Source organism: Shewanella sp. MTB7 (assembly GCF_027571385.1).
Lineage (GTDB): Bacteria > Pseudomonadota > Gammaproteobacteria > Enterobacterales > Shewanellaceae > Shewanella.
Window position 1 is genome coordinate 59,182 of the sequence record NZ_CP085636.1, and the last position, 25,329, is coordinate 84,510.

Here is a 25,329-nt window from a genome sequence, read left to right on the forward strand (position 1 = left end):
CATCCTGCTATCTATAATTTATATAGATGGCAGCTTATTGGTTATTGAAGGTTTTTATATGTTAGAGCATACGCCTGCTGAAGTTAAACAGGTTATAGAGAGGGGGGGGGTAATCGCCTATCCTACTGAGGCGGTATACGGATTAGGCTGTGATCCCGATAATGACATCGCTATTACTCATTTATTATCGTTAAAGAAGCGGCCTTGGGAGAAAGGTTTGATACTCGTGGCTAGCGATTATCAGCAACTGCTCCCATATATCGATGAAGCTAAGCTTACTGAAGATCAACTTGAGCGAGTGTTGAGTAAGTGGCCTGGACCGTTTACCTTTATCATGCCGATTAAGCCGAGAGTATCCCACCTATTGTGTGGTCGTTTTAACTCACTCGCCGTCAGAGTCTCCTCTCATCCAACGATTCAGGCTATATGTCAACAACTAGGTAAACCATTAGTCTCTACTAGCGCCAATCACTCTGGCGAAGAACCCGCAATGAGTCGAGACGACGTCTTGGCTAAATTTGAGGGTGAGATAGACGCATTGGTTGTAGGCTCTCTGGGAGCGCAAAGAAAACCCTCCACCATAATCGATGCCATCAGCGGCAGCGTATTACGTTAATAAATATAATTAATAATTAAAGGGAAATATTATGCCTGTACCAGACGCCAGTGTAGTAAAAACGTTTTTACTCGATCTTCAACAACGGATTTGTGATGGTCTGGAACAGCTCGATGGTGGAACAAAATTTAAAGCCGACTCTTGGAAACGAGCGGAAGGTGGTGGCGGCACGAGTCGTGTATTAACTCAGGGGAAAGTATTCGAGCAGGCAGGTGTGAATTTCTCACATGTGACAGGATCAGCTATGCCAGCCTCTGCGACGGCTCATCGACCTGAGCTTGCTGGGCGCAGTTTCGAAGCCATGGGGGTTTCTCTAGTCATACACCCTAATAATCCTTATATCCCGACGACCCATGCAAATGTTCGTTTTTTTATTGCACAAAAAGAGGGAGCTGACCCTGTATGGTGGTTTGGCGGTGGATTCGACCTGACTCCTTATTACCCATTTGAAGAAGATGTGATTGAATGGCATCAACATGCCCATGACTTATGTCTTCCCTTTGGTGAAGAGGTCTATCCGAAATATAAGAAGTGGTGTGATGAGTATTTCTATCTGCCCCATAGAGGCGAGACTCGTGGTGTTGGTGGTTTATTCTTTGATGACCTCAATGCTGAAGGCTTTGAAACGAGTTTTGCTTTTATGCAAGCCGTGGGTAATGGTTTCTTAAGCTCATATGCGCCAATTGTAGAGCGTCGTAAAAATACCGAATATGGTGAGCATGAGCGTCAGTTCCAACTATACCGTCGTGGTCGCTATGTAGAGTTTAACTTGGTGTACGACAGAGGCACGCTATTTGGCTTGCAAACTGGTGGCCGAACCGAGTCCATACTGATGTCAATGCCGCCGCTAGTTCGCTGGGAGTATATGTACACACCGGAAGCAAACTCACCTGAAACTTTATTATATACCGACTTCTTAATACCCAAAGATTGGCTGTCGTTGAATAAATAGAGGCCGGTTTTGCCATAGATATATTAATTGCGTCTAAGATCAGTATGAGTAGACTGACAGTTATCACTCACGTTCGATAAGTATAGAGAAGAGTTATGACCGATAGATATGCCGTTTTTGGAAATCCGATATCCCATAGTAAATCACCTCTTATCCATGGGATTTTTGCGGATGAAACTGAGCAACTATTGGAATATGAAACCATACTCGCACCAATAGAGGGTTTTGAGGCCCGCTTGCAACAATTTTGGCGTCAAAACGGCAAAGGGGCTAACGTAACGATTCCCTTTAAAGAGCGTGCATTTAATCTATGTGATGAGTTGAGTGAAGAAGCAAGGTTAGCAGGAGCGGTTAATACGTTAACATTGCTCGATAGTGGCAAAATTCGTGGTGATAATACTGATGGATTAGGCTTGGTGGCTGACTTAGGTAGAAATATATCAGACCTGAGGGGCAAGCGAGTGTTACTTCTAGGTGCTGGTGGTGCGGCAAGAGGCTCTGTGCTACCACTTCTTAATGCGGGTCTCCAAGTTAATATCCATAATCGAACACAAGAGAAAGCGGAGACATTGGCCGAAATCTTTACGTCTTATGGCGATGTAAAGGCATTATCTATTTCAGAACTCTTGGCGCCATTTGATATTATCATCAACTCAACATCTTCTAGTCTTAGTGGTGATATACCGCAAATTCCTACTTTAGTGATTGGCGTTAACACTAGTTGTTACGACATGATGTATAGCAAAGAGATCACTGCCTTTAATCGCTGGGCAATAGAGCATGGCGCATCACAGGCTATTGATGGTTTAGGTATGCTTGTTGGGCAGGCTGCAAAAAGCTTCGAGTTATGGCGTGGTGTTACTCCAGAAGTTAACACGACCATTAAGGTGTTAAGGGAGAAGATAGCAAACGAATGAACCAGAGTATTTTATTTCCAGATCTACAAGAGTGGGATCAAGAACTGCAACAGATCCATTTCCCAGTTCAAGTTCAGGGGGCGAATATTACGTGTCGAGTCAGTTTGTCACGCTTAGCTCTGCTAGAAGGCAGAACAATTCTCGACAAGGAAGATGCCCTGAAAGTTTTTAATACTTATGGTTTCGATATTGAAGATGAAATAGAGATGCTCATCGAACAAGAGATGTTTGATGAGCAAGGAGGCGTTAGCTGGTTATAGTGACTGCTCTGCTAAGTATTCATTTTTCAGTCTGACATAGTTATCAGCAGATTCCGGCAAGAAGGCTAACTCTGCTTCAGTCAGAGCCCGGCTCTGCTTCGCTGGGCTTCCTACATATAGGTAACCACTTTTCAATACTTTTCCTGGTGGCACGAGTGAACCAGCACCTAAGATGATGTCATCCTCTAGGATGGCGCCATCTAATATAATGGCACCCATACCGACAAGAATACGGTTGCCAACAATACAGCCATGCAGCATCGCCTTATGTCCAATTGTGACATCATCACCAATGAGTAAAGGATTACCATCAGGTTTAGCGCTAGACTTACGAGTAACATGAAGCACCGCACCATCTTGTACATTTGTGCGTTTACCAATTCTAATATGGTTAACATCACCTCTGGCAGCCACTAAAGGCCAAATACTCGAATCGTCATCAAGACTAATATCGCCTACAAGCACGCAAGCCTCATCTATATACACTTTGCTCTTCAGTGTAGGAGTGAGCCCTTTATATGAACGCAATGACGCGGCATTTTTCGAAACTGTCATTAATTAAAGTCCTTAAAATAGCTATTTACAACATTATAAAGCCTAAAAAGTAGCTAGTCAGGATGATTTATCATCAAACAGTACTGTAAGAGGGTTTTTATTGATAAAAGCCCTTGCGCTCTTGGCTGATATCCCTATAATCCGCATCCACTGACACGGCACCGCAGGCCAACTACCCAGTCGAAAGGCTAGATAGCACGGGACTTGCAGCGTGATCAGTTCACTCTTTTAACGAAGAGTGAGAGTTAAAACTCCTCGGAGATTTGATTCAGGTGACAACCGCTTTACGAGCTTCGAGTTTTGCTTCTTTTCACATGAGTGATTAAGAAAGCATCGCTTGAAACACCTAGTAAAATAAGCGCTTGACGCCGACACTGGAGAGTGTAGAATACGCCTCCTCAAGCCAATGACCTAGCGTCTACCGGCAGTATCTGAAAGATTGATGCTAACGCTCTTTAACAATTCAAAACAAGAAATCTGTGTGGGCACTCACAGGTGTTGAGTTATTCGAAATTGCCTCTTTGAGGCAATCAAAAATTATCTCAATGAACCACTGAGTGACCATAGCAACGGACTTCAACTTCTTTCGGGAAAATGAGGTTACGGAGCAATAATATGTGAACTTCATGAATCTTCGGGTTTGTGAAAAACAGTATAATTCGTTGAGCCGCTGATTTAGCCTTACTTGTAAGGTGGATGACGCAAAAAACTTTAATTGAAGAGTTTGATCATGGCTCAGATTGAACGCTGGCGGCAGGCCTAACACATGCAAGTCGAGCGGAAACAGGAGAGTAGCTTGCTACTTTTGCTGTCGAGCGGCGGACGGGTGAGTAATGCCTAGATATCTGCCTAGTCGTGGGGGATAACAGTTGGAAACGACTGCTAATACCGCATACGCCCTACGGGGGAAAGGAGGGGACCTTCGGGCCTTTCGCGATTAGATGAGTCTAGGTGGGATTAGCTAGTAGGTGAGGTAATGGCTCACCTAGGCGACGATCCCTAGCTGGTCTGAGAGGATGATCAGCCACACTGGAACTGAGACACGGTCCAGACTCCTACGGGAGGCAGCAGTGGGGAATATTGCACAATGGGCGAAAGCCTGATGCAGCCATGCCGCGTGTGTGAAGAAGGCCTTCGGGTTGTAAAGCACTTTCAGCGAGGAGGAAAGGTTGTCGTTTAATAAACGATAGCTGTGACGTTACTCGCAGAAGAAGCACCGGCTAACTTCGTGCAGCAGCCGCGGTAATACGAGGGTGCAAGCGTTAATCGGAATTACTGGGCGTAAAGCGTACGCAGGCGGTCTGTTAAGCCAGATGTGAAAGCCCGGGCTCAACCTGGGAATTGCATTTGGAACTGACAGACTAGAGTCTTGTAGAGGGGGGTAGAATTTCAGGTGTAGCGGTGAAATGCGTAGAGATCTGAAGGAATACCGGTGGCGAAGGCGGCCCCCTGGACAAAGACTGACGCTCATGTACGAAAGCGTGGGGAGCAAACAGGATTAGATACCCTGGTAGTCCACGCCGTAAACGATGTCTACTCGGAGTTTGGTAACTTAGTTACTGGGCTCCCAAGCTAACGCATTAAGTAGACCGCCTGGGGAGTACGGCCGCAAGGTTAAAACTCAAATGAATTGACGGGGGCCCGCACAAGCGGTGGAGCATGTGGTTTAATTCGATGCAACGCGAAGAACCTTACCTACTCTTGACATCCTCAGAAGAGACCAGAGATGGACTGTGCCTTCGGGAACTGAGAGACAGGTGCTGCATGGCTGTCGTCAGCTCGTGTTGTGAAATGTTGGGTTAAGTCCCGCAACGAGCGCAACCCTTATCCTTATTTGCCAGCGAGTTATGTCGGGAACTTTAGGGAGACTGCCGGTGATAAACCGGAGGAAGGTGGGGACGACGTCAAGTCATCATGGCCCTTACGAGTAGGGCTACACACGTGCTACAATGGTCGGTACAGAGGGTCGCAACGCCGCGAGGTCAAGCTAATCCCACAAAGCCGGTCGTAGTCCGGATCGGAGTCTGCAACTCGACTCCGTGAAGTCGGAATCGCTAGTAATCGTAGATCAGAATGCTACGGTGAATACGTTCCCGGGCCTTGTACACACCGCCCGTCACACCATGGGAGTGGGCTGCACCAGAAGTAGATAGCTTAACCCTTCGGGGAGGGCGTTTACCACGGTGTGGTTCATGACTGGGGTGAAGTCGTAACAAGGTAGCCCTAGGGGAACCTGGGGCTGGATCACCTCCTTACCTATACGACTAACTCAATGCTTGTTGAGTGTTCACACAGATAACTTGTTCTTGTTAGAGCGAGTGGCACATCCTAGCGATGATGCTTGTTCTTTAAAAATTTGGAAAGCTGATAGTGTTAATGTGAAAGGGACTATTGTGAATGATATTTCGAAAGAGATAACGATTGCTTTGGTTTGTAGCATTAATGCGAAAAATAAATAATTGAGTTCTCAAACACTTAAATCAAGTGCCGACTCTTTCTTAGAGCTTCTTGTAATAAGAAGTCTCTAATGATTGGGTCAAGAGTATTCTTTTGGCGAAAGTAAACACCATTAGTTGCGATACGACGACCAAGCTACCCGCTTGGTAGAGTTAGTTCTTATAAACATTAGTTTATGAAACTTATTTGGGTTGTATGGTTAAGTGACTAAGCGTATACGGTGGATGCCTTGGCAGTCAGAGGCGATGAAGGACGTAGTAACTTGCGATAAGCGTTGGCGAGCTAGTAACAAGCATTTGAGCTAACGATGTCCGAATGGGGAAACCCACTAGCATAAGCTAGTATCACATACTGAATACATAGGTATGTGAGGCAAACCCGGGGAACTGAAACATCTAAGTACCCGGAGGAAAAGAAATCAACCGAGATTCCCCTAGTAGCGGCGAGCGAACGGGGATTAGCCCTTAAGCGTAGAGGGTGTTAGTGGAATGTGTTGGAAAGCACAGCGGCACAGGGTGATAGCCCCGTACATGAAAACTAACTTTACGTGAAAACGAGTAGGACGGGACACGTGACATCTTGTCTGAACATGGGGGGACCATCCTCCAAGGCTAAATACTCCTGACTGACCGATAGTGAACCAGTACCGTGAGGGAAAGGCGAAAAGAACCCTGTGAGGGGAGTGAAATAGAACCTGAAACCGTATACGTACAAGCAGTGGGAGCGGTTCAGCTCTTTCGAGAGCGAGAGGCCGTGACTGCGTACCTTTTGTATAATGGGTCAGCGACTTACATTTTGTAGCGAGGTTAAGCGAATAGCGGAGCCGTAGGGAAACCGAGTGTTAACTGCGCGTTTAGTTGCAAGGTGTAGACCCGAAACCCGGTGATCTATCCATGGGCAGGTTGAAGATTGAGTAACATCAATTGGAGGACCGAACCGACTTATGTTGAAAAATGAGCGGATGACTTGTGGATGGGGGTGAAAGGCCAATCAAACCGGGAGATATCTGGTTCTCCTCGAAAGCTATTTAGGTAGCGCCTCGAGCGAATACCATTGGGGTAGAGCACTGTTAAGGCTAGGGGGTCATCCCGACTTACCAACCCTTTGCAAACTCCGAATACCAATGAGTACTACTCGGGAGACACACGGCGGGTGCTAACGTCCGTCGTGAAAAGGGAAACAACCCAGACCGTCAGCTAAGGTCCCAAAGTTATTGCTAAGTGGGAAACGATGTGGGAAGGCTTAGACAGCTAGGATGTTGGCTTAGAAGCAGCCATCATTTAAAGAAAGCGTAATAGCTCACTAGTCGAGTCGGCCTGCGCGGAAGATTTAACGGGGCTAAGCAATACACCGAAGCTACGGGTGTGCACTTTATTGTGTACGCGGTAGAGGAGCGTTCTGTAAGCCGTTGAAGGTGAAGGGGTAACCCACGCTGGAGGTATCAGAAGTGCGAATGCTGACATGAGTAACGATAAAGGGAGTGAAAAACTCCCTCGCCGAAAGACCAAGGGTTCCTGTCCAATGTTAATCAGGGCAGGGTGAGTCGACCCTAAGGCGAGGCCGAAAGGCGTAGTCGATGGGAAATGGGTTAATATTCCCATACCTCTACTAACTGCGATGGAGAGACGGAGAAGGCTAGGCTAGCGCGGCGTTGGTAGTCCGCGTTTAAGGTGGTAGGCAGTATTCTTAGGCAAATCCGGGAATACGCATTAAATTGCAATGCTGAGAGCTGATGACGAGTCACTAAGGTGATGAAGTAGTTGATGCCATGCTTCCAGGAAAATCTCTTCTAAGCTTCAGGTTAGTAGGGATCGTACCCCAAACCGACACAGGTGGTTGGGTAGAGAATACCAAGGCGCTTGAGAGAACTCGGCTGAAGGAACTAGGCAAAATGGTACCGTAACTTCGGGAGAAGGTACGCTCCTGTTGGTGATGAGACTTGCTCTCTAAGCTGACGGGAGTCGCAGATACCAGGTGGCTGCAACTGTTTATCAAAAACACAGTACTGTGCAAACTCGCAAGAGGAAGTATACGGTATGACGCCTGCCCGGTGCCGGAAGGTTAATTGATTGGGTTATCTTCGGAGAAGCTCATGATCGAAGCCCCGGTAAACGGCGGCCGTAACTATAACGGTCCTAAGGTAGCGAAATTCCTTGTCGGGTAAGTTCCGACCTGCACGAATGGCGTAATGATGGCCACGCTGTCTCCAGCCGAGACTCAGTGAAGTTGAAATTGCGGTGAAGATGCCGTATACCCGCGGCTAGACGGAAAGACCCCGTGCACCTTTACTATAGCTTGGCACTGAACATTGAACCTACATGTGTAGGATAGGTGGGAGCCTTTGAAGCAGAGACGCTAGTCTTTGTGGAGGCAATCTTGAAATACCACCCTTGTAGTTTTGATGTTCTAACTTAGGCCCCTGAATCGGGGTTGAGGACAGTGTCTGGTGGGTAGTTTGACTGGGGCGGTCTCCTCCCAAAGAGTAACGGAGGAGCACGAAGGTTGGCTAAGTACGGTCGGACATCGTACGGTTAGTGCAATGGCATAAGCCAGCTTAACTGCGAGACATACACGTCGAGCAGGTACGAAAGTAGGTCATAGTGATCCGGTGGTTCTGAATGGAAGGGCCATCGCTCAACGGATAAAAGGTACGCCGGGGATAACAGGCTGATACCGCCCAAGAGTTCATATCGACGGCGGTGTTTGGCACCTCGATGTCGGCTCATCACATCCTGGGGCTGAAGTCGGTCCCAAGGGTATGGCTGTTCGCCATTTAAAGTGGTACGCGAGCTGGGTTCAGAACGTCGTGAGACAGTTCGGTCCCTATCTGCCGTGGGCGTTGGATGATTGAAGGAAGCTGCTCCTAGTACGAGAGGACCGGAGTGGACGAACCGCTGGTGTTCGGGTTGTTATGCCAATAGCATTGCCCGGTAGCTACGTTCGGAATCGATAACCGCTGAAAGCATCTAAGCGGGAAGCGAGTCCTAAGATGAGTCATCCCTAGGGATTTAATCCCTTTAAAGAGCCGTTCGAGACTAGGACGTTGATAGGCAAGGTGTGTAAGCGTTGTGAGGCGTTGAGCTAACTTGTACTAATGACTCGTAAGGCTTAACCATACAACCCAGATGGGTTTTGTGGTGACTAGTGTGATTACAAAGCGTAAAAGAATACGAACTTGATTTAAGTCGAACCCAATTATATTTATTAAAAGCTATTTAAAAGACTCTTTTAGATAGACTGCTTTTCAAATTTACCAATTTAGTCTGGAAACCATAGCATTGTGGCCCCACCTGATCCCATCCCGAACTCAGAAGTGAAACGCAATCGCGCCGATGGTAGTGTGGGGTCTCCCCATGTGAGAGTAGGTCATTTCCAGGCGCCTATTTAGTTTAAGCTTGAAAAAGTTTAGGCAAGTCTACTGATAGTGACATATCAGCGACTATAAAAGAATTTAGTAATCTGCGTAAGCAATTTACTAAAGGAGCGGTAGTTCAGTTGGTTAGAATACCGGCCTGTCACGCCGGGGGTCGCGGGTTCGAGTCCCGTCCGCTCCGCCAACATTACGATAAGCCCTAGCAGAAATGCTAGGGCTTTTTCGTGCTTGCCTTTTGAGTAAAAATGACGGGAAAGCATTGAGAATACTGAAGAGCAATTTACTAAAGGGGCGGTAGTTCAGTTGTGCTAACAATGTTCCAGACATTGTTATGGCATACACTCCATCCATGGAGATATTAGCCTCTTTGTTAAAATGAGAGCGGCCTGTCACGCGTGCCGAAGGCACACGGGTTCGAGTCCCGTCCAACAGCATTCATGCTTAGCAGCCCAGTTCGGCATCCATGTCTCTCGTTCATGAGCTCATCACTGCGTGATATTCACCCGCCAACATAAAGACGAAAGCCTCTGCACTTTTTACTTTAAAGAGTGCAGAGGCTTTTTTCGTTTGGCGTCACGGATTCTTTTAAAATGAGATAGTCCGCCCCAGATTCGCTAAAGCTACGCGCTCATGAGTATATGGCCGACGCCATACTCGCCTACAAATTTACGATAAGCTCAAACAGAAATGTTAGGGCTTATCGTGTTTGTTTTTTGGTGTCATGATAACAATGAATTGAATGCATAGGCATTTTGCTAAAGGAGCGATCACTCTTGAGCTATTCAAGAGTGCCGACTACCGGAAGAAGACGAGGCTTTTTATGATTTGCACTGGATGGAGTATCGTTTGGCGACGTAAAGCTAAATAGCTTAAAGCATAAAGAAGAAAAAATAGATCATAAGCATAAATGAATACAGTGCTCCGCCTATAACAGGATAAAGCATATAGCTATCCCCTGATCGTCTGGCTCGACGGAAACATAAGTTCATCAAAATTAGATTAAATACAGTGAGCATCATTGATGAAAGAACACCATGCCTAAAAGTCATGTTGTTAATTCCAGTAGTGATGTAAAACAAGATGGTCCAATCGAGCAATATTAGGTACAGAAACACTTTTTGTAAGCCATCAGGCCCTTTTCGCTGATGATTTATGGCCACATTGACCCCCTCTATATCACTTCAATTATTTAGATGACTAGTAATTTTTTAGAGCTTTGTTGGAAGCTTTAAAGTCAGTTGGATGAGTATTGTTGATCATTGCTAGCACTTTATCATCAGCTTCAAGCCAACGTGCCCCATAGAAATGGAGTTTGTTATTGATCGGACTGCTTCTGGTTATCATGATTGATAACCGCAGATTTTGCAGTTGGATTTCAATGGTTTGATTTAATTTTAACGGCACTGATGTGATTAACCCTATCCCACCCATGCCTATATCTTTAATGTTGGCTATGCCAAGCTTTTGATTTTTCCACCAGCCTCTCCTACATAAAGTGACCGTTTTACCGTCACAAGCCAGAGCTAAGTTGCTATCGGTTCTATTCCTTAAGCTAATTCTAATGTGTTGACGATTATTTTCATGGTCGACTTTTACTTCGATACGCTTATTGACACTGACGAACTCTTCAAATTTACTCATCCCTACTCCATTGTTCAGGATAACGGGAGCGAGGCTGATTATCCTCTGCCAACTGTTGGGCTCTCTTTAGCTTTGGATCTGGAGTGCTATTCATTTGAGGTAAACCCGTCATCTCCCTTATCTGCTGTTCCGCTAATGTGGTGAGCACTAGCATTTCAATACGTCTGTTTGCTGCCGCAGCAGGATCTGATTTTATATAGGGAGCCTGATCAGCCATACCGGTTACTTGTATAACTTGATTGTGTTTAATGCCACTGTATTCAAGAACGCGTCTGGCTAATAGAGCCCGTTTACTCGATAACTCCCAGTTGGTAAATGTTTTACCTGCATAGGGGGTTGAATCTGTGTGTCCTGAGATGCTGATTTTATTTTCAACCTTGCTCAGTAAAGGACCCAATGCCATCAAGAGATCTTCGAAGTAAGGTTTCATCTCTGAACCACCTCGGGTAAACATAAACCGATGAACATTGTCATGGATTAGTATTCTAATTCCTTGGGGTACCACTTTAATCTCAACATTGGCACCTAGGTTTACTTTACGACTGATTTCGTTTATTTCTCTAGCTAAAAACTCCAGTTGAGCCTGAGTCTCAAATTGGCCTGGCACTAGAGAGTTGAGTTCAGGTCCCTTGCCCGCTTTGGGATTATCTTCACCTACTGGAATATGATTGTGCATTGCGGGGCCTGTTCTATCTACCCCGGTCCCGATTGCAGGCATTACTGCTTGTTGTAAGGCAATGGAACCTTGAAAATCTATCATCGAGGGATTTTGGCTTAAATCAAAAGGGTTGATGGAGCCTGAAGCAAACATATCCCCCTTCAGATATTGCACTATCATAGTGCGTTCCTGTTGATCGGCAATCTGCAGGATCCAGAGCACCATAAACAGTGCCATCATGGCTAAGGTAAAGTCTGCGAATGCTACCTTCCATGCGCCGCCATGACTCCCGGTTTTTTTCTGGCGCCGACCTCTTTTGATTATGACTGGCTCATTTTTAAGCGACATTAACTTTTCTGCTCCTCCATCCAACGTTCGAGTTCGATAAATGTTGGCCTATTTTCACTCTGGATCTGCTTTCTGCCTGCATCAATGGCAAGCATAGGTGGTTTTCCTTTGGCAAAAGCGGACAACATAGCTGCAACGCAGCGTAATTGCGCTGACTTGCGTTCAACTAGGTGCTCCAATGCTTTAGATATCGGTTCGAATAAGCAGTAACAGGCAAATATTCCGATAAAGGTGCCCACTAAGGCGGCCGCCACTTTTACGCCAATCATAGTGATGGGACCGTCAATATTGGACATGGTGATGATGATCCCCATTACGGCAGCCAAAATACCAAAACCTGGCATCGCTTCCGCAATTCTTGCTAGAGCATGTGAGGGCCTTAACCTGTCTTCTTCAATGCGGTATATCTCCTCCTCAAGTAGATGCTCTAGATCATGGGGAGATATCTTGCCGATAGACTGAAGTCGTAAATTATCGATGAGAAAATTCAATACATTTGGGTGTTCCAATACTACTGGATACATAAGAAATAGTGAGCTTTCTCTCGGGGTTTCAATATGATTATCGAGCACTTTGAGACCTTGAGATTGGATCTGATTCATCAACATACCCATCAAGCCAAATAGTTGAGGGTAGAGTTCAGGATCCTCTTTATCTCCCTGAAGTAATTCTCGAAGCTGTTGATACATATCGCTAAGTACTGCTTTAGGGTTAGCGATAACTAAGGAGCCAATGCCTGCTCCAAAGATAATTAAAATTTCAGCGGGCTGCCATAGAGAGCTTAAGTGACCGCCAGCCCATACATAACCACCAAATACCGATATCAAAATAATAAACATGCCCACAAGCTTACTCATATCACTTTACCTGTCCTACTGCTCCCACTGTTTGTAGATCATCTGAAGTTGTTTCACAGCTTGCTTTTGAAGCTGACAAATCCGTGTTTCAGTGAGTCCCAATGTCGCAGCAATCTCTTTTAAATTGAGTTCATGTTGATAATAAAGCGACAGAATTAGCTGTTCTCTTTTATTTAATTTCGATATCGCTTTGATTAATGTTTGTTTGGCGGAGAATTGCTCAATAGGGTCTAATTTATCGGCGAAATGGCTTCCTGCACTAAGTAGTTCATCTAAGCTTTTCATTGATTCAGATTGAGACGCATAGAGGCGCTCTCTGTATTGTTCCCTGTTTAGACCCATAGACTCAGCAACCTCGATATCTGTGGGATCCCGTGCTAATGAACGGGTTAATTTACGCACCATATCGTTAAGCTCATGGGCTTGCTGTCTGACGGGACGCGGACGCCAATCTTGACGTCTGAGTTCATCGAGTATTGAACCTCTAATTCTTTGTCCTGCATAGGAGAGAAAACTATTATCGTACTCGCCTGGATATCGTCGGGCTGACTCAAGAAGCGCCATCATACCAATCTGTTCCATGTCTTCGATGGAAAGCACTGTGCCGCAGTGACTTCGTAGTTGAGCGATTGAGCGTTTTACCAAGGGGAGGTATTGCTTCATCACCTGATGCTCACTCAGTCTATTGGGTGTTTGCTCTTCAAAAACCTGCTGATAGGCTAACTGTTCTGAATTCATCGTATCGCCCCTATTGAATGACCATACGAGTGAACAGTACTTCTTCAAGCTCAATGGTATAGTGGTTCTCAGCTAGTACGCCTGATAATAGGACTAGCGCCTCTTTCTGCAACGAGTCCAGCTGATCTGAGTTATTGAGATCTTTAAAATGTTTACGAGAAAACATCTTCATTAATGTGTTTCTTACTAAAGGATCAGCTTCTTTTAATGTTGGCGTTACATTGATTGAACGACTTTTTAATGCCATCTCTAGCAGAAGGTAATGGGGGTATTCATCACCAGGGACAGAGATAACAAACTTGTCTAGCGGATAAAACTTTGCGGTTTCAGGTTGCTGTTCTTTAGCGACGAATGGACCTCCTATTAGCTGCGGCGACTGCCAGCCAACAATAAAGATCCCAGTACTCCAGATTAAGAAGATGATGACCCATGAAAATTTCTTGCTAGTGTTACTTGTACCAAATGCCATGATGACTCCTTATTTAAGCTAATAGATCGATGCAGCTACTTGTGCGTTGCTTGTTCTGGCTATTGTGAGACTCCAAGTTATCTTGCTTGGATTCGGCTATGTTGCTTCCGTTGAAGTTAGGTTTTTCTTGCTCTTTTTCACCTTGACCTATGTCGACATCTATCTGCCCACCGTGGTCCATCGCAAGTTCTGCTCGTAAACGTTCCAACCCTATTAGTAGGGAATCTCTGACGGAGGCGTTAGCCGCATGCATCTGAATATGGAGACGATCGCCATCGAGTCGAATACTCAATTCAACCTTGCCTAGCTCCGGGGGATCGAGTCTAATTTCGGCTTTTTTTATCTGTTGATCGATCTGAAACCTAAGTTGTTCTCTTAAAGGGGACAACAGTTCTTGAGCTTGTTGGGCCTGTGGAGCTGAAGGTGTTACCGACACTGGACCCCATTGACTCACCTGAGTTTGGGCTCGAGTGTTGCTTGCTAATAGCGAATTACTACCCTCTATAAATTCCATTGCTTTTGGGTCGGTTAAAGCAAGTGGAAGCCCTAAAGACGTGAAACTCTCTCTGGTTGGCTGCACATTTAGTGGGGGAGTCACTAAGTGTTTTGCTATCGGCAGACTTGTAGTTGGTGAACTTATACTGGCAACAGGCGACGATGGAAGGCTAAGGTTTGCGCTATTTTGTGACTGTGGAGTGGCAGTCCTAGGCTGACTTTGAGTTGGTATACCTGCCGGAGAGTTAAGTTGAAAATCCTGAGCTGCTGTGAGTACCCGAGGAGCATTTCCATTAACTAAGTGACTAGATGTTGCTTTGTCTATATGTGTGTCGGCTCCCTGGAGTATTGTAGATGTATCAGCTTTATTGAGTTGTGAAAAATGCATACCGGTAAACATGGCATAGGGCGTTTCTGAAGACGATTCACTTGCAGAGGCCATCTTCTTAGCATTTATGGTTGGACTATTATTGGCTCCATAAGTCGTAGTGGATGACGAAATGGTATTAGATATCATGACGCTTTCCACTTATTGATGTAAGCTGATACGCTGCTAAACCATCCTGTTGTTCTTTAAATTGAGACATCTCTAACTGCAATCTAGCTTTCTCAATATTGAGACGCTGTAACACTTTTGCATGGGTTTCAGCCAAGGATTTTCGGGCCGCAAGTTGAGAACTTGTTGCCGGCTTACCTGCTTTTTTTAATGCTTGAATCATTAAGGTGTTCACCTTGGTGACTCGCTCCCAGTCTTGAGCATTGGCATGTTGTTGCAGTGCTGTTTCAAATCGTTTCCACAACTCAGTTGAGGTTGGCCCAGCCTTCTCTAACATTTGAAATTACCTTTGTAATGGGTTCTAAAGCTTGTGGGCTATTCTCAACGCTAGCGGTAACAAGTTGTCGACTACAGTAGTCGTAAAGGCGGTTTAGTCCACTTGCTACTTCACCGCCATTTTCGAGATCCAGCATTGAGTTGAGTCCATGCACTATGTTGAGGCACTTATTAATGCTTTGGCCTTTATCTTCAAAACTGCGTCGTTGCATAAAGCCACTGGTACGCTCGATTTCATCCAGTAAACCATCGAGTAACATGCGCACCATTTCATGGGGATTAGCCGCGGCTGCTCTTGCATCCAGACTGGTCTGTTTGTAGGCATTAAAAGGATCGTGCTCATTCAACATAATTATTATTTTCCATAGTAAAACAATGCGCTGGCGGAATTTAGTTGGTTAATTGTGGCTTCCATTGCGGTAAATTGTGCGAGGTAAATTTGGTATCTTTGCTCCATATGCCTATCGTGATTATCCATACTTGTTTCGACTCGCTCGATCTGTTTCTCTAGGTTCTCTTGTTTGAGATCCATAGATCCTTGAAATTTGGTGAAGGGATCGATAATGGTATCGAGTTTATCGATATAACTGCCTTGGTCGGTAAACATGGCTTGTATCGCATCAGGATCATCTTTTAGCGCTTTAGTCAGCTTATCTTTGTCGATATCGAGTTTGCCATCACGGCCCATTTCAACGCCGATATCCGATAAACGCATCCCATTAGGTGCAGCATCGAAGATGGCATCACGCATGCCCTGTTGCAGCATTCTGATGCTTGAATCACCCTTGAGTATGCCTAGCTGATCTTCGGTAATGGAAGAGTTGAAGTCGTCATCTTCATCATCTTTGTCTTCATCACCGTTATCATCTTTATCGGCATTCTCATCATTGAGATCATCTAACTCTTCACTGCCCATAGAGCGAGTTAATTTATTTATTTCATCCATCAAGTCATTGAAGATATCTACGAAGTCCTCAATTGCCTGCTCACTAGAGTCGGTATCTGATTCGATCTTGATGCTGCTGCTTTCGCCTACAACATGGGCTTTATTGAGCTCAATCGAGACGCCATCGATGACATTTACAAGATTGTTGCTACTGCTGGTAATATCGATCCCATTAAGGTTTACCTTGGCATCCTGAGCTGCTTTACGCTCGGTCATTCCCCAGTCTGCGCCATCCATTTTGACATTGATGGCACTGGCTTCACCTGTCTCTTTGGATGTCAGCATTAGTTCGACTTGACCGCCTGTTCTAACCAAAGATGCTTGCACTCCAGGGTTGCCTGCATGGTTATTGATAGCATCTCGTAGATCCGCAACAGTGCGGGTACCATCGGCGTTGAGAACCGCCATATCTATCTCTATGATGTCTGCTGCGTTGGGGCCAACTTGAATGCTTAACATACCTGTAGTCGGTAAAATTTCAGTTTCGCTGGAAAAGCTTTTCGTTAACTGATGTGCTTGTGCTAATTGCTCAACATACAGGTCATAGTTACCTGTTGGTGCGCCACTTTCGACCATGATAGAGGCGTTGTCATCGCTGATAGATGAAGTTTTGCTTTCGAAAGCATCACCATTAATAGTCTCCAGTTTACTGGTCATCTTATCCAGACTGCGCTCGAGGATCTTATAGGCATCGAGTTGAGACTCATATTTGGTCATGTTGGTTTTGAATATTTGATCTTTGCCCATACGCTCTACGATGATTAGCTGTTCGGCGAATGAGGCGCCACCCATACCTGAAATCATTATAACCCTCCAATTTTGTTATTATGGCAATCTCTGTGCCAATAATTAATGCACTGTTTTTAAATGGTTTTTGTTATTTGCGTGGTACGAAATGTTCACTCGCTTTCCGCTATTGCGTCTCTGTGGGAAGCACTACTTCCGCAGATACAGAGTGAGGGTTCTAATCCTGTTTACTGCCTCGTTAAGGCGACCTAATGGCAGGGTGGCTGAAGTGAAACCGTAGAATTTGTAACAATAAGAGATGAAAAAAGGCCCATAAGGCCCTTTTTAGAAAGTGTGTATTGGGGAGGAAGAATTAACCCAATAGGCCCATAACTAAACCTGTATTTTGGTTAGCTGATGATAAGATGTTAGTGCCTGCTTGAACCAGTAGTTGGTTCTTAGTCATAGCTGCTGTTTCTACTGCAAAATCAGTATCCATGATACGACCAGCTGCCGCTTTAGTATTCTCGGTGACGTTGGTCAAGTTAGACGCTGTGTGGCCTAAACGGTTGATGTTAGCACCTAAGTTTGAGCGCTCTGTGCCCACTTTATCGATAAACTCATCAACTTTAGTGATTGCAGCTTTAGCCGCACCGACTGCTGAAATGTCATCAGCAACACCAGCAAGGTTTGCTTTATCAACTTTAACTTTCATCTGCTCAGTTGCGCCTGCACCAATTTGGAACTCTACTTCAGCATTTAATGTATCAAACAGCTTATTACCTGAATACTCAGTGTTCTCTACGATACGAGTCACTTCTTTCGTTAGTTCGGCGAATTCAGTATTCAATGCAACTAAATCTTCAGCTGAGTTCACGCCGTTGGCAGCTTGAGTTGCCAACTCTTTTTGACGAGTCGCAATATTGTTTAGTTCATCGAGTGCACCATCGGCAGTTTGTAGCATAGACGTTGCGTCTGATACGTTACGGTTAGCTGTTTCCATACCGGTTACGTTAGCGTTTAAGCGAGTTGCGATCTGTAGACCGGCAGCATCGTCAGCTGCACTGTTGATGCGAAGACCCGTTGATAAACGCTCCATAGCATTGCTAAGTAGGTCATTGCTTTTAGTTACAGAGTTTTGCGCGATGTTAGACGCATTGTTAGTCATTACAGATAACATGGTATCTTCCTTTAAATTTCAAATTATTGTTTGGTGTCTGAAATTATAAAACGACAAAGCGTTATGAAACTGAAAGCAAAGGCTGATTTTATTTTTAACCTGTTGATTAACATTGTGAAAAATAACAAATGAATATCTGAATCTTTAACCTGATTTAGCAATAAATGACTTTAGTTAATTGTAATATTGGTCGCTTTTAGTCAATATATTTAGGCTTGATTAAAAAGAGAACCAGATGAAACATGTGCTCGTTAGGCCCAGTTTTGTTACTAATTTTAGTTGTATTGGTGGCGAGTGTGAGGACAGTTGCTGTTATGGCTGGAATATTCATATTGATAAGCAAAGTTATAAAAAAACGCTGGCGCATACTGATCTTAAAATCTTGGCAAAAACAGCGTTAAAAAAAATTAAAAAAAGCGAGCAGGTATGGGCTAAGGCGGTTTTGAATGATGACGGAGCCTGTGGTTTTTTAGATGAAAATAAGCTATGTCAAATTCATGCTAAAGCGGGGGAGGCGTTATTGAGTCACACCTGCAAGACCTACCCAAGGGTAGCGCATATGAAAGATGGTGATCGTTATGAAAGCCTCTCTTTATCATGCCCTGAAGCGGCCAGAGTCATTTTGTTAAAACCTAATGCTTTTCATTTTGAGCGTATGGAGGTTAATCACAAGCGTTCGTTTAAGGCGACGCCTATGTGGGCGAAAAAGTCACATGAGTATGTCATTGAGTTGTTGTTAAAATCGGATATGCAGCTTGAGCACGGGCTTACCGCTATCGGGATCTTGATGAAGACGGCTGAAAGTGTGTCACAGGGGCAACTTGATAGCAGCGCCATTGATAGTATGTTTCAGCAGTTAGTGAGTTTGAATGACAGCGGTGAGTTAAAGCGGCACTTCGAGGGCTTTAATGACAATACTGACGATCAACAAATGCATGCTTTTAGCTCAATTCAAATGTGGCTGAACACGAATAAGAATGGCCGGGGCCGCGCACGATTTGAAGAGTTAAATCAGGCGGTTATCGCCATTGCCGATGATAACAAAAATATTACCATGGCAAGCATTAATCAAGCTTGGAAAACACAAGCACTGCCAGCATTGACAGCACATCAAGATCTGTTTACTCGTTACCTTTTATATTACGTGTACCACATGAATTTTCCACAAGTCGATAAGCTTACCCCGTCACAAGCTTTCCGAGTGATGTTGATCGATTTCTTTATGTTACGCTGTTATTTGTCGGTGATGTCAGCCTACAAGCAAGGCTTGTCTGAGCATGACATTATCCTCTGTTTTCAGGTGTACCACACAGGTAGGCAACACAAGGCGGACTACAGTCAATACGTTGTTGAGCTACTTGATAGAGAGAAATTTGACGAACTGGCATCGATTCTAACCTTGTTGTCGTAAGTGGTTGCAGAAAAGAGATATTATTCTCCCTGTGTTGCTATCTTATTAGTGATTGGAACTAAGTGATGAGCTGGTGCTTGCACTTGCACCAGCATTTAATTAACACAATAAAGATGAAACCTGTGAGCGAGTGACGTTTGCCTGTGCCATAACTGAGGTCATCTGCAGTGAGAATGGAGTGGCCTGCATCAAACGCTCTAGGCTCAACAGGGTGCTCTCCAACTCATCAAATGTGTGTTGATTGGCATGTTTAAGTTGGCGGTGTATTTTCTGACTCGCGTCATTGAGTTCCTGCAATTGTTGCTTAAGTTTAAACAGGGATTTATCCACTTTTGCACTGGTCTGTTTGAGCTCTGCATTGGTGTTAAAGCGCCACTCTCTGGGATCTTGCCAGCTAAGTTGCTCCTCAACTTTAATCCTTCTTGCTTCGCCAGCAGGTAATCTTTGCCCTTGTCCGGTCATCATAATTCCTTGGACTATTTTCTGCCAACAAGCCTCATCACAGCTAAATATCGTTGTTGCCGACTGTGATGCTTCTACTGTTATACCTAACTCTGCTAGCGGTTTCGTTAGTTTATCCCTTAGGCGGTATTGAGATTGTTTTGCTGGGAGCGTAATTGCAATTGAGTTGCTCTCTATCTGTATTAATATGCGCTCATCTCTTGATTTAGTTTGGGCTAACTCGATGGAGCGTAAAATAAACTGTCTAGGACTTGATGGACGTTCTGCATAGATAAGATTTAGTTGATGGTCCAATAAGGGTTTATTTTGATACTTGATATTTACTTGAGCCAAGCGAGCTTGCAGCAAGCTAGCCTCATTAATTTTTGCTGTCCGCTTTTCTCCTGTGAGTGTGAGAATATCTTGCACTCGTTTTTTGAGTTGCTTTAAAAGGTGCATGACCTGCTTGATCCCATGATCGGCAACTTGAGAGGCTGAGATATTATGTTGTCCCTGAGTGACTCTGGCCCAGTGAGCATAGACTTTTAATTTGTGGGCAGAGAGTGTGGATACAGGAGGAGCCGTGGGCGTTTTATCTTTATGCCGCTCAACTGTAGCAGCAAGCAGCGGTTGGCTGCGTTGCTGAACATGTAGACTATCGGAAACACCATTAAGCATCTTCATCGATTACAGTTGATCGAACAGTGACAGTTTACTGATCTGTACAAAGGTTTGCTGGGTCACTTTTAAGGCGGTTAGCTTAATATTAAACTCAGCGGTGGCCTGAGCGTAGTCCAGTCCCTCGGTTTCACCGATAACTTCTTTATTGAGCAGTACCATATCTTCATGGGAAGTCTGGATCAGACTAATACTATTTTGCTTACCACCAATATCAGTAATCGCGCCGCTTATGCTGGTTAATGTGTCATTAAGAGTCTCTAGCATACCTTGGCTTATATTATCAAAAGCCGGATCCCCCGGACTCAGGTTAGGGTCGTTTAATGTATCGATAAAATCCTGTGTCTGGTTGAGGATATCTGCACTGCCGTTAGAGAAGATAAGTTCCTGTGCAGTGACATTGGCAGTCATCCAGGATGAGCTCGAGGTTTGTACTTCGCGATGACTATTATCGCCTTGATAGGCAAAATTGCCGTCACTATCAATCGTTATCGGAGCCGTATCAGTTAGGTTACCGGAAAATAGGTAGTTACCGCCTTCATCTTTGGCGTTGAGTGTGTCGGTCACGGCGCTGAGTAGCTCACTTAGCTCGTTTGCGTAAGCGGCTCTATCTTCAACAGATAGACTGCCGTTGCTAGATGATATTGAAATTTCACGCATGCGATTTTGTAATTCGACGATACTGGCAAGGTTGGTTTCTGCGCGATCCATACTGCTGCTGAGTGATTCAGTATTCTTAATATACTGGTCGATTGCTGCCATATCTCGCTCGCTTCCGAGCACTCTAACGGCACCTATTGGGTCGTCTGATGGATTCAGTAATGACTTTCCTGTCGACATCATTTCGTTTAGACGAGCAAGATCTGTCGTGGTATTTTGCAGATTATAAAGGTTATTGCTGTAAAGGGTTTGTGAGCTAACGCGCATGGTGTGACCTTTTATATGCTGTTGGGATTACTGTTGGAAATAGTTTGTGAGCTGACGTGCATAGTATGATCGCTTAAACGGTGTTAAGAATGGTTTGAAATAGTGTGTCGGCAGTAGAGATAACCTTAGCGTTAGCCTGATATGCCTGCTGGTAGATGATAAGGTTTCCTCCCTCTTCATCCATATTGACGCCACTGGTGCTGGCCCATTGGTTTTGTGCTTCCATCTGTAGCTGTTTACTCGTATCAGAGTTCATCTTAGCCTGACGTGATGCAGAGCCTAGCTCGCCTATTTTGCTGGCAAAGGCATCGGCTAAGGTGGTATCAGTGCCAATCGAATCGAAGGTGAAATTCTTGCCTGCAATAGCAACTAACTCTTTGAGGTTAGTGTTATCTCCCGGGGTACCATCTTGACCAAATGCCAACATATCGGCACTAAAATCAGCGGTCAATTTCAGGCTGCCCGCAGGATTAGCTGGATCATAAGAGAACAGATCTTGCGTCGGCTTGTTACCGTTAAGATCGGTTCCACCCGCTAGCACGTTATTGAATTCATCAGCCATGGTCATGGCTAACTCATCGATAAAGGCCATAGAGTCCATCAAACTATTATCGCGGTAATCTAACATTGCACCCAAACTGCCACCTGCACTTTCATCGATTGGAAAGTGAGACTGACCAAACTTAATACTTATCTGGCTGAGTCTTGGGTTCGTGGGATCTGGTGCTACTTGTAGGGTTGAGGCAGTGGTGCCTGAGAGCAGTGGTTGACCTTGAGCTAGAGAGATATTGCTCATGCCGTTGGAATCTTCAATCACATTGATATCGACAAGTAGTGCTAAATCGTCAATGGCTGCATCACGGGCATCGAGCAAGGTCGAAGGCACACTACCTTGGCTTTTTGAGTTTTGAATCTCGGCGTTAAAGCGAGCGATAGTTTGTAGCTGACTATTGATCTCTTTTACTGAAGCGCCTAACTGACCTTCAATTTGATCGAGTTGTGAAGTGACGCCTTCACTAATGGAGTTGAATCTTTGGCTTAGCGCCTTAGCTTCATTCAATACACCTTGACGTTGAGCTATATCACTGGGTTTTTCCATGGCTGAGTTTAGCGAGGAAAAAAGTTGATCTAATCCAAGGGAGATATTATTGCCCTCTGATCCAAAAATTTTCTCTACCTGACTAAAATAGCTGGCTTGTACATTGCTAAAACCAACACTGCTAGAGGCGCTCCATTGTTGTGCGACTTCGTATTGATCTGAAATGCGGCGTACGCCATCGACCATAACACCAGTCCCCCCGCCATAAATACCGCTTGTCATAGAACTTAACATGACCTGTTGGCGTGAATAACCGGGCACCAAGGCATTGGCAACGTTATTTGAAGTCGTTCTCAGGGCAGCCATACTGGCATTTAATCCTGACATACCAATATTTAGCATGCTCATTTCATATCCTTAGTATTCTCAGTTGCTACAGCGTCAGTCATTAGCCGACGAGTTATTCGTTCAGCTTGGCCATGGTTGGCACAATAAGCGCTGGCTGCATTGCCGTCGTTGTGTTTACAAGCTTGTTTGTACCTAATTGAATTTCTGTCTTGGTACTTTGATTAGTAGAGGCGACCGTTTGTGGATCGGACTTAAGTGCTACGGCTAATTGTTTGGTCATCACGCTAGCAAGACCGGTACTCTGCATCTGACTTAATCTGCCAGCTAGCTCGGCGTCATGCCACTCGCGATACATGCCATCATTTTGTGAGGATAACGGGTTATCTTTGTCTGCCATAACATCGGATGCGCTGCGCATCTGTTTAAGCACAGTTTGCAGAAATTGAGCCTCAAATTGCTGGCTAACTAGCTCGAGTGCGCCATATTCGCCGTTGGCTTTAATAAGTTCAGAAGCATTCATCTGCTTCAAATAGCCATGTGAGTTATCTAATTTCATCAGATCACCACCAACTCAGCTTCCAGTGCACCGGCTTCATTCAATGCCTGTAGTATCGCCATCAGATCCATAGGTGATGCACCTAAGCTATTTATCGCTCTGACCACCTCTTCTAGTGCGATACCTTCAGGCCAGACAAACATATGTCCATTGCCAGTGTCGATATTGATTTCACTGTCGGTAGTGACGACTGTTTCGCCAGCAGCTTGGCCTAAATAGGCGCCATTAGGCTGACTGACATTCTCTGTTTCAACTATGGTAACGGTGAGGTTGCCATGACTTACAGCTGCCTTTCTGACAACCACACCACCGCCCATAACAACGGTGCCGGTGCGGCTATTAAACACCACTCTAGGTGATTTTCGCCCCTGTTCTATCTGTAACTCCTCAAGCATTGACATGAATGTTACTCGTTCCCGATTAGATTTGGGGGCTCTAACGATGACCTTGGCGCTACTGTCAGCTTGAGCGACATCGGGTCCGAATAGGGCATTAACTGTACGTTCAATATTACGTGCCGTCATAAAACTGGGATCGCGCAGGTTAAGGACAATATGTTCAGCTTCAGTGAAGTTACTCTTCATGGGGGCTTCAAGCAGTGCGCCATTAGGAATGTTACCTACGGTTGGGACATTGATCGTCACTGAGCTGCCGTTTCGACCTTGAGCGGATACGCCTCCGACCACAAGATTACCCTGGGCAACAGCATAAATCTCGCCATCTACAGCGCGAAGTGGTGTCATCAACAATGTGCCACCTTGTAAACTTTTAGCATCACCGAGTGAGGAGACTGTGATGTCTATAGTCTGTCCTGGACTTGCTAGTGGTGGAACTGTGGCATGCACGGCGACAGCGGCGACGTTTTTTAGCTTAGGATCGGTGTTACCATCAAGTTGAACACCAAACTGTTTAAGCATATTCACGACTGATTGGCTGGTAAATTTGACTTGAGTACGGTCTCCAGTTCCGTTTAGACCAACCACTAAGCCGTAACCGACTAACTGATTATCTCGAATCCCCTGCACATCGACTATGTCCATCAAATAACGGTTCTGCCCTTGAGCAGCAGCATGATGGGCAATAAAGACCAGCAACAGGCTCGTCATAAAGGTTAAGATCTGTTTCATTAGCTTATCCAGGCCTTAAGGGTTTGCTTAAGGCTGTTATCGTGGTGGAACAAAGAGGGTGATGGCTTCTCACTAATGGAGATAAAGTGGTTTATCACAGTGGGAACCAGGGACTGTTGAAGTAACGTGATGCCCACCCCATGGCATTGCTATCTGCGATGGCTCCTTGACCGCCATAGATAATCCGCGCATCGGCAATTCGTTGGGATGAAATAGTGTTGTCGTTGCCGATATCATCGGTGCGGATTAACCCTAAGAGACGCAAATACTCATCTCCCTGATTGAGACGTAACCATTTTTCGCCTCGGATCAGTAACGTGCCGTTGGGAAGGACCTTAGAAACCGTGACGGTAATCGAACCTGAAAGCTGGTTTTGTTGAGTGCTAGAACCTGAGCCTTTAAAACCTTGGTTTAACGAGCCATCAGCACTGCTACTGCCATTGAAGCCATCGTCACCAATCACAGCAGCTAAACCTAAGGCTAGGTTTTGTGCTTTATTCGCTTTGGTATCAGCTCGCTTACTTGAGTAAGTTTTCTCATCTAATGCTACGGTCAGGATATCGCCCTCCCGAAAGGCACGCTTATCTTTAAACAGAGTCAGCATATAACCCTGACGATAAGCACTGCCGTCTTTGGCATCAGGCAAGCTGTAATCAATTTCAGGTGGTGCCCATTCAGGTTGACCTGGCTTAGTTTCCGCTTCGGGGAAGTGGCTGATACATCCCGATAGCAGTAGTAAGATTGTTATCCATAAATGGCGCATGATGATCCTTTAATACTCT

Annotated in this window: 23 protein-coding genes, 1 tRNA gene and 3 rRNA genes; 9 read left to right on the forward strand and 18 right to left on the reverse strand. The window is 45.1% G+C overall.

What is annotated here, in order from left to right; all coding sequences use genetic code 11:
• The first annotated feature begins 58 nt into the window (after positions 1-58).
• The 4 genes from HWQ47_RS00245 (at position 59) to HWQ47_RS00260 (ending at position 2,745) form a co-directional block, all read left to right on the forward strand.
• Positions 59-616 (forward strand): L-threonylcarbamoyladenylate synthase, encoded by a 558-nt coding sequence (locus HWQ47_RS00245; RefSeq protein ID WP_269969223.1) that lies wholly within the window; start codon positions 59-61, stop codon positions 614-616.
• A gap of 31 nt (positions 617-647) precedes the next feature.
• Complete coding sequence (hemF, locus tag HWQ47_RS00250; protein ID WP_269969224.1) at positions 648-1,568, forward strand: oxygen-dependent coproporphyrinogen oxidase; 921 nt, start codon at positions 648-650, stop codon at positions 1,566-1,568.
• A gap of 95 nt (positions 1,569-1,663) precedes the next feature.
• The gene (gene aroE, locus HWQ47_RS00255; protein ID WP_269969225.1) at positions 1,664-2,485 is read left to right on the forward strand and encodes a shikimate dehydrogenase; all 822 of its coding nucleotides are present in this window, start codon (positions 1,664-1,666) and stop codon (positions 2,483-2,485) included.
• A complete protein-coding gene (locus HWQ47_RS00260; RefSeq protein WP_269969226.1) occupies positions 2,482-2,745 on the forward strand; it encodes a DUF1488 domain-containing protein in 264 nt (87 codons plus the stop codon). The genes aroE and HWQ47_RS00260 overlap by 4 nt, the downstream gene beginning before the upstream one ends.
• Here HWQ47_RS00260 and HWQ47_RS00265 read toward each other — a convergent pair.
• The gene (locus HWQ47_RS00265; RefSeq protein WP_269969227.1) at positions 2,740-3,300 is read right to left on the reverse strand and encodes a gamma carbonic anhydrase family protein; all 561 of its coding nucleotides are present in this window, start codon (positions 3,298-3,300) and stop codon (positions 2,740-2,742) included. The two genes, HWQ47_RS00260 and HWQ47_RS00265, sit on opposite strands and share 6 nt — an antisense overlap.
• Before the next feature lie 712 nt (positions 3,301-4,012).
• On the opposite strand from HWQ47_RS00265, the gene HWQ47_RS00270 reads away from it, so the two are divergent.
• The 4 genes from HWQ47_RS00270 (at position 4,013) to HWQ47_RS00285 (ending at position 9,314) form a co-directional block, all read left to right on the forward strand.
• Positions 4,013-5,555: ribosomal RNA gene (locus HWQ47_RS00270) — 16S ribosomal RNA — on the forward strand.
• Positions 5,556-5,954: 399 nt separating this feature from the next.
• A 23S ribosomal RNA gene (locus HWQ47_RS00275) occupies positions 5,955-8,873 on the forward strand.
• Positions 8,874-9,019: 146 nt separating this feature from the next.
• Positions 9,020-9,135, forward strand: a 5S ribosomal RNA gene (gene rrf / locus HWQ47_RS00280).
• Together the 16S, 23S and 5S rRNA genes with 1 tRNA gene alongside form the textbook arrangement of a ribosomal RNA operon.
• A 102-nt stretch (positions 9,136-9,237) precedes the next feature.
• A tRNA-Asp gene (locus HWQ47_RS00285) sits at positions 9,238-9,314 on the forward strand.
• Between the two features lie 685 nt (positions 9,315-9,999).
• Here the strand turns inward: HWQ47_RS00285 and HWQ47_RS00290 are convergent.
• From HWQ47_RS00290 to HWQ47_RS00340, 11 genes are all read right to left on the reverse strand, one after another.
• On the reverse strand, positions 10,000-10,290 hold the full coding sequence (locus HWQ47_RS00290) for a hypothetical protein (protein ID WP_269969228.1): 291 nt from the start codon (positions 10,288-10,290) through the stop codon (positions 10,000-10,002).
• Positions 10,291-10,327: 37 nt separating this feature from the next.
• Positions 10,328-10,771: a hypothetical protein gene (locus HWQ47_RS00295; RefSeq protein ID WP_269969229.1), complete on the reverse strand. Its 444-nt coding sequence runs from the start codon at positions 10,769-10,771 to the stop codon at positions 10,328-10,330.
• Entirely contained in the window at positions 10,764-11,777 is a 1,014-nt protein-coding gene (locus tag HWQ47_RS00300; protein WP_269969230.1) for a flagellar motor protein MotB, read from the reverse strand. Before HWQ47_RS00300 ends, HWQ47_RS00295 begins: the two co-directional genes overlap by 8 nt.
• The gene (gene motA / locus HWQ47_RS00305; protein ID WP_269969231.1) at positions 11,777-12,634 is read right to left on the reverse strand and encodes a flagellar motor stator protein MotA; all 858 of its coding nucleotides are present in this window, start codon (positions 12,632-12,634) and stop codon (positions 11,777-11,779) included. The genes HWQ47_RS00300 and motA overlap by 1 nt, the downstream gene beginning before the upstream one ends.
• 15 nt (positions 12,635-12,649) lie before the next feature.
• On the reverse strand, positions 12,650-13,372 hold the full coding sequence (locus HWQ47_RS00310) for an RNA polymerase sigma factor FliA (RefSeq protein WP_269969232.1): 723 nt from the start codon (positions 13,370-13,372) through the stop codon (positions 12,650-12,652).
• A 10-nt stretch (positions 13,373-13,382) separates the two neighbouring features.
• The gene (locus HWQ47_RS00315) at positions 13,383-13,841 is read right to left on the reverse strand and encodes a flagellar basal body-associated FliL family protein (RefSeq protein WP_269969233.1); all 459 of its coding nucleotides are present in this window, start codon (positions 13,839-13,841) and stop codon (positions 13,383-13,385) included.
• A 13-nt stretch (positions 13,842-13,854) separates the two neighbouring features.
• Positions 13,855-14,853, reverse strand: coding sequence for a flagellar hook-length control protein FliK (locus tag HWQ47_RS00320; RefSeq protein WP_269969234.1), 999 nt, complete (start codon positions 14,851-14,853; stop codon positions 13,855-13,857).
• A complete protein-coding gene (locus HWQ47_RS00325; RefSeq protein WP_269969235.1) occupies positions 14,843-15,169 on the reverse strand; it encodes a hypothetical protein in 327 nt (108 codons plus the stop codon). Before HWQ47_RS00325 ends, HWQ47_RS00320 begins: the two co-directional genes overlap by 11 nt.
• Complete coding sequence (gene fliS, locus HWQ47_RS00330; RefSeq protein ID WP_269969236.1) at positions 15,138-15,518, reverse strand: flagellar export chaperone FliS; 381 nt, start codon at positions 15,516-15,518, stop codon at positions 15,138-15,140. Before fliS ends, HWQ47_RS00325 begins: the two co-directional genes overlap by 32 nt.
• A gap of 5 nt (positions 15,519-15,523) precedes the next feature.
• Positions 15,524-16,918 (reverse strand): flagellar filament capping protein FliD, encoded by a 1,395-nt coding sequence (gene fliD / locus HWQ47_RS00335; protein ID WP_269969237.1) that lies wholly within the window; start codon positions 16,916-16,918, stop codon positions 15,524-15,526.
• 295 nt (positions 16,919-17,213) lie between these two features.
• Complete coding sequence (locus tag HWQ47_RS00340) at positions 17,214-18,020, reverse strand: flagellin N-terminal helical domain-containing protein (protein ID WP_269969238.1); 807 nt, start codon at positions 18,018-18,020, stop codon at positions 17,214-17,216.
• Between the two features lie 235 nt (positions 18,021-18,255).
• Between HWQ47_RS00340 and fliB the strand changes: the two genes are divergently transcribed.
• The gene (gene fliB / locus HWQ47_RS00345) at positions 18,256-19,431 is read left to right on the forward strand and encodes a flagellin lysine-N-methylase (RefSeq protein WP_269969239.1); all 1,176 of its coding nucleotides are present in this window, start codon (positions 18,256-18,258) and stop codon (positions 19,429-19,431) included.
• A 99-nt stretch (positions 19,432-19,530) separates the two neighbouring features.
• Here fliB and HWQ47_RS00350 read toward each other — a convergent pair whose 3' ends face one another.
• From HWQ47_RS00350 to flgH, 6 genes are all read right to left on the reverse strand, one after another.
• Positions 19,531-20,556: a hypothetical protein gene (locus HWQ47_RS00350; protein ID WP_269969240.1), complete on the reverse strand. Its 1,026-nt coding sequence runs from the start codon at positions 20,554-20,556 to the stop codon at positions 19,531-19,533.
• A gap of 3 nt (positions 20,557-20,559) precedes the next feature.
• Entirely contained in the window at positions 20,560-21,477 is a 918-nt protein-coding gene (gene flgL, locus HWQ47_RS00355; protein ID WP_269969241.1) for a flagellar hook-associated protein FlgL, read from the reverse strand.
• 73 nt (positions 21,478-21,550) lie between these two features.
• On the reverse strand, positions 21,551-22,924 hold the full coding sequence (flgK, locus tag HWQ47_RS00360; RefSeq protein WP_269969242.1) for a flagellar hook-associated protein FlgK: 1,374 nt from the start codon (positions 22,922-22,924) through the stop codon (positions 21,551-21,553).
• A gap of 52 nt (positions 22,925-22,976) precedes the next feature.
• Positions 22,977-23,420 (reverse strand): rod-binding protein, encoded by a 444-nt coding sequence (locus HWQ47_RS00365; protein WP_269969243.1) that lies wholly within the window; start codon positions 23,418-23,420, stop codon positions 22,977-22,979.
• Entirely contained in the window at positions 23,420-24,547 is a 1,128-nt protein-coding gene (locus HWQ47_RS00370) for a flagellar basal body P-ring protein FlgI (RefSeq protein WP_269969244.1), read from the reverse strand. Before HWQ47_RS00370 ends, HWQ47_RS00365 begins: the two co-directional genes overlap by 1 nt.
• Before the next feature lie 94 nt (positions 24,548-24,641).
• Entirely contained in the window at positions 24,642-25,310 is a 669-nt protein-coding gene (gene flgH, locus HWQ47_RS00375; RefSeq protein WP_269969245.1) for a flagellar basal body L-ring protein FlgH, read from the reverse strand.
• Positions 25,311-25,329: the final 19 nt, after the last annotated feature.

Bases quoted from the DNA above. Each gene is read 5' to 3' on its own strand.
- HWQ47_RS00245 (WP_269969223.1), top strand. From the start codon at position 59: ATGTTAGAGCATACGCCTGCTGAAGTTAAACAGGTTATAGAGAGGGGG.
- hemF (WP_269969224.1), top strand. From the start codon at position 648: ATGCCTGTACCAGACGCCAGTGTAGTAAAAACGTTTTTACTCGATCTT.
- aroE (WP_269969225.1), top strand. From the start codon at position 1,664: ATGACCGATAGATATGCCGTTTTTGGAAATCCGATATCCCATAGTAAA.
- HWQ47_RS00260 (WP_269969226.1), top strand. From the start codon at position 2,482: ATGAACCAGAGTATTTTATTTCCAGATCTACAAGAGTGGGATCAAGAA.
- HWQ47_RS00265 (WP_269969227.1), bottom strand. From the start codon at position 3,300: ATGACAGTTTCGAAAAATGCCGCGTCATTGCGTTCATATAAAGGGCTC.
- HWQ47_RS00295 (WP_269969229.1), bottom strand. From the start codon at position 10,771: ATGAGTAAATTTGAAGAGTTCGTCAGTGTCAATAAGCGTATCGAAGTA.
- HWQ47_RS00300 (WP_269969230.1), bottom strand. From the start codon at position 11,777: ATGTCGCTTAAAAATGAGCCAGTCATAATCAAAAGAGGTCGGCGCCAG.
- motA (WP_269969231.1), bottom strand. From the start codon at position 12,634: ATGAGTAAGCTTGTGGGCATGTTTATTATTTTGATATCGGTATTTGGT.
- HWQ47_RS00310 (WP_269969232.1), bottom strand. From the start codon at position 13,372: ATGAATTCAGAACAGTTAGCCTATCAGCAGGTTTTTGAAGAGCAAACA.
- HWQ47_RS00315 (WP_269969233.1), bottom strand. From the start codon at position 13,841: ATGGCATTTGGTACAAGTAACACTAGCAAGAAATTTTCATGGGTCATC.
- HWQ47_RS00320 (WP_269969234.1), bottom strand. From the start codon at position 14,853: ATGATATCTAATACCATTTCGTCATCCACTACGACTTATGGAGCCAAT.
- HWQ47_RS00325 (WP_269969235.1), bottom strand. From the start codon at position 15,169: ATGTTAGAGAAGGCTGGGCCAACCTCAACTGAGTTGTGGAAACGATTT.
- fliS (WP_269969236.1), bottom strand. From the start codon at position 15,518: ATGTTGAATGAGCACGATCCTTTTAATGCCTACAAACAGACCAGTCTG.
- fliD (WP_269969237.1), bottom strand. From the start codon at position 16,918: ATGATTTCAGGTATGGGTGGCGCCTCATTCGCCGAACAGCTAATCATC.
- HWQ47_RS00340 (WP_269969238.1), bottom strand. From the start codon at position 18,020: ATGTTATCTGTAATGACTAACAATGCGTCTAACATCGCGCAAAACTCT.
- fliB (WP_269969239.1), top strand. From the start codon at position 18,256: ATGAAACATGTGCTCGTTAGGCCCAGTTTTGTTACTAATTTTAGTTGT.
- HWQ47_RS00350 (WP_269969240.1), bottom strand. From the start codon at position 20,556: ATGAAGATGCTTAATGGTGTTTCCGATAGTCTACATGTTCAGCAACGC.
- flgL (WP_269969241.1), bottom strand. From the start codon at position 21,477: ATGCGCGTTAGCTCACAAACCCTTTACAGCAATAACCTTTATAATCTG.
- flgK (WP_269969242.1), bottom strand. From the start codon at position 22,924: ATGAGCATGCTAAATATTGGTATGTCAGGATTAAATGCCAGTATGGCT.
- HWQ47_RS00365 (WP_269969243.1), bottom strand. From the start codon at position 23,420: ATGAAATTAGATAACTCACATGGCTATTTGAAGCAGATGAATGCTTCT.
- HWQ47_RS00370 (WP_269969244.1), bottom strand. From the start codon at position 24,547: ATGAAACAGATCTTAACCTTTATGACGAGCCTGTTGCTGGTCTTTATT.
- flgH (WP_269969245.1), bottom strand. From the start codon at position 25,310: ATGCGCCATTTATGGATAACAATCTTACTACTGCTATCGGGATGTATC.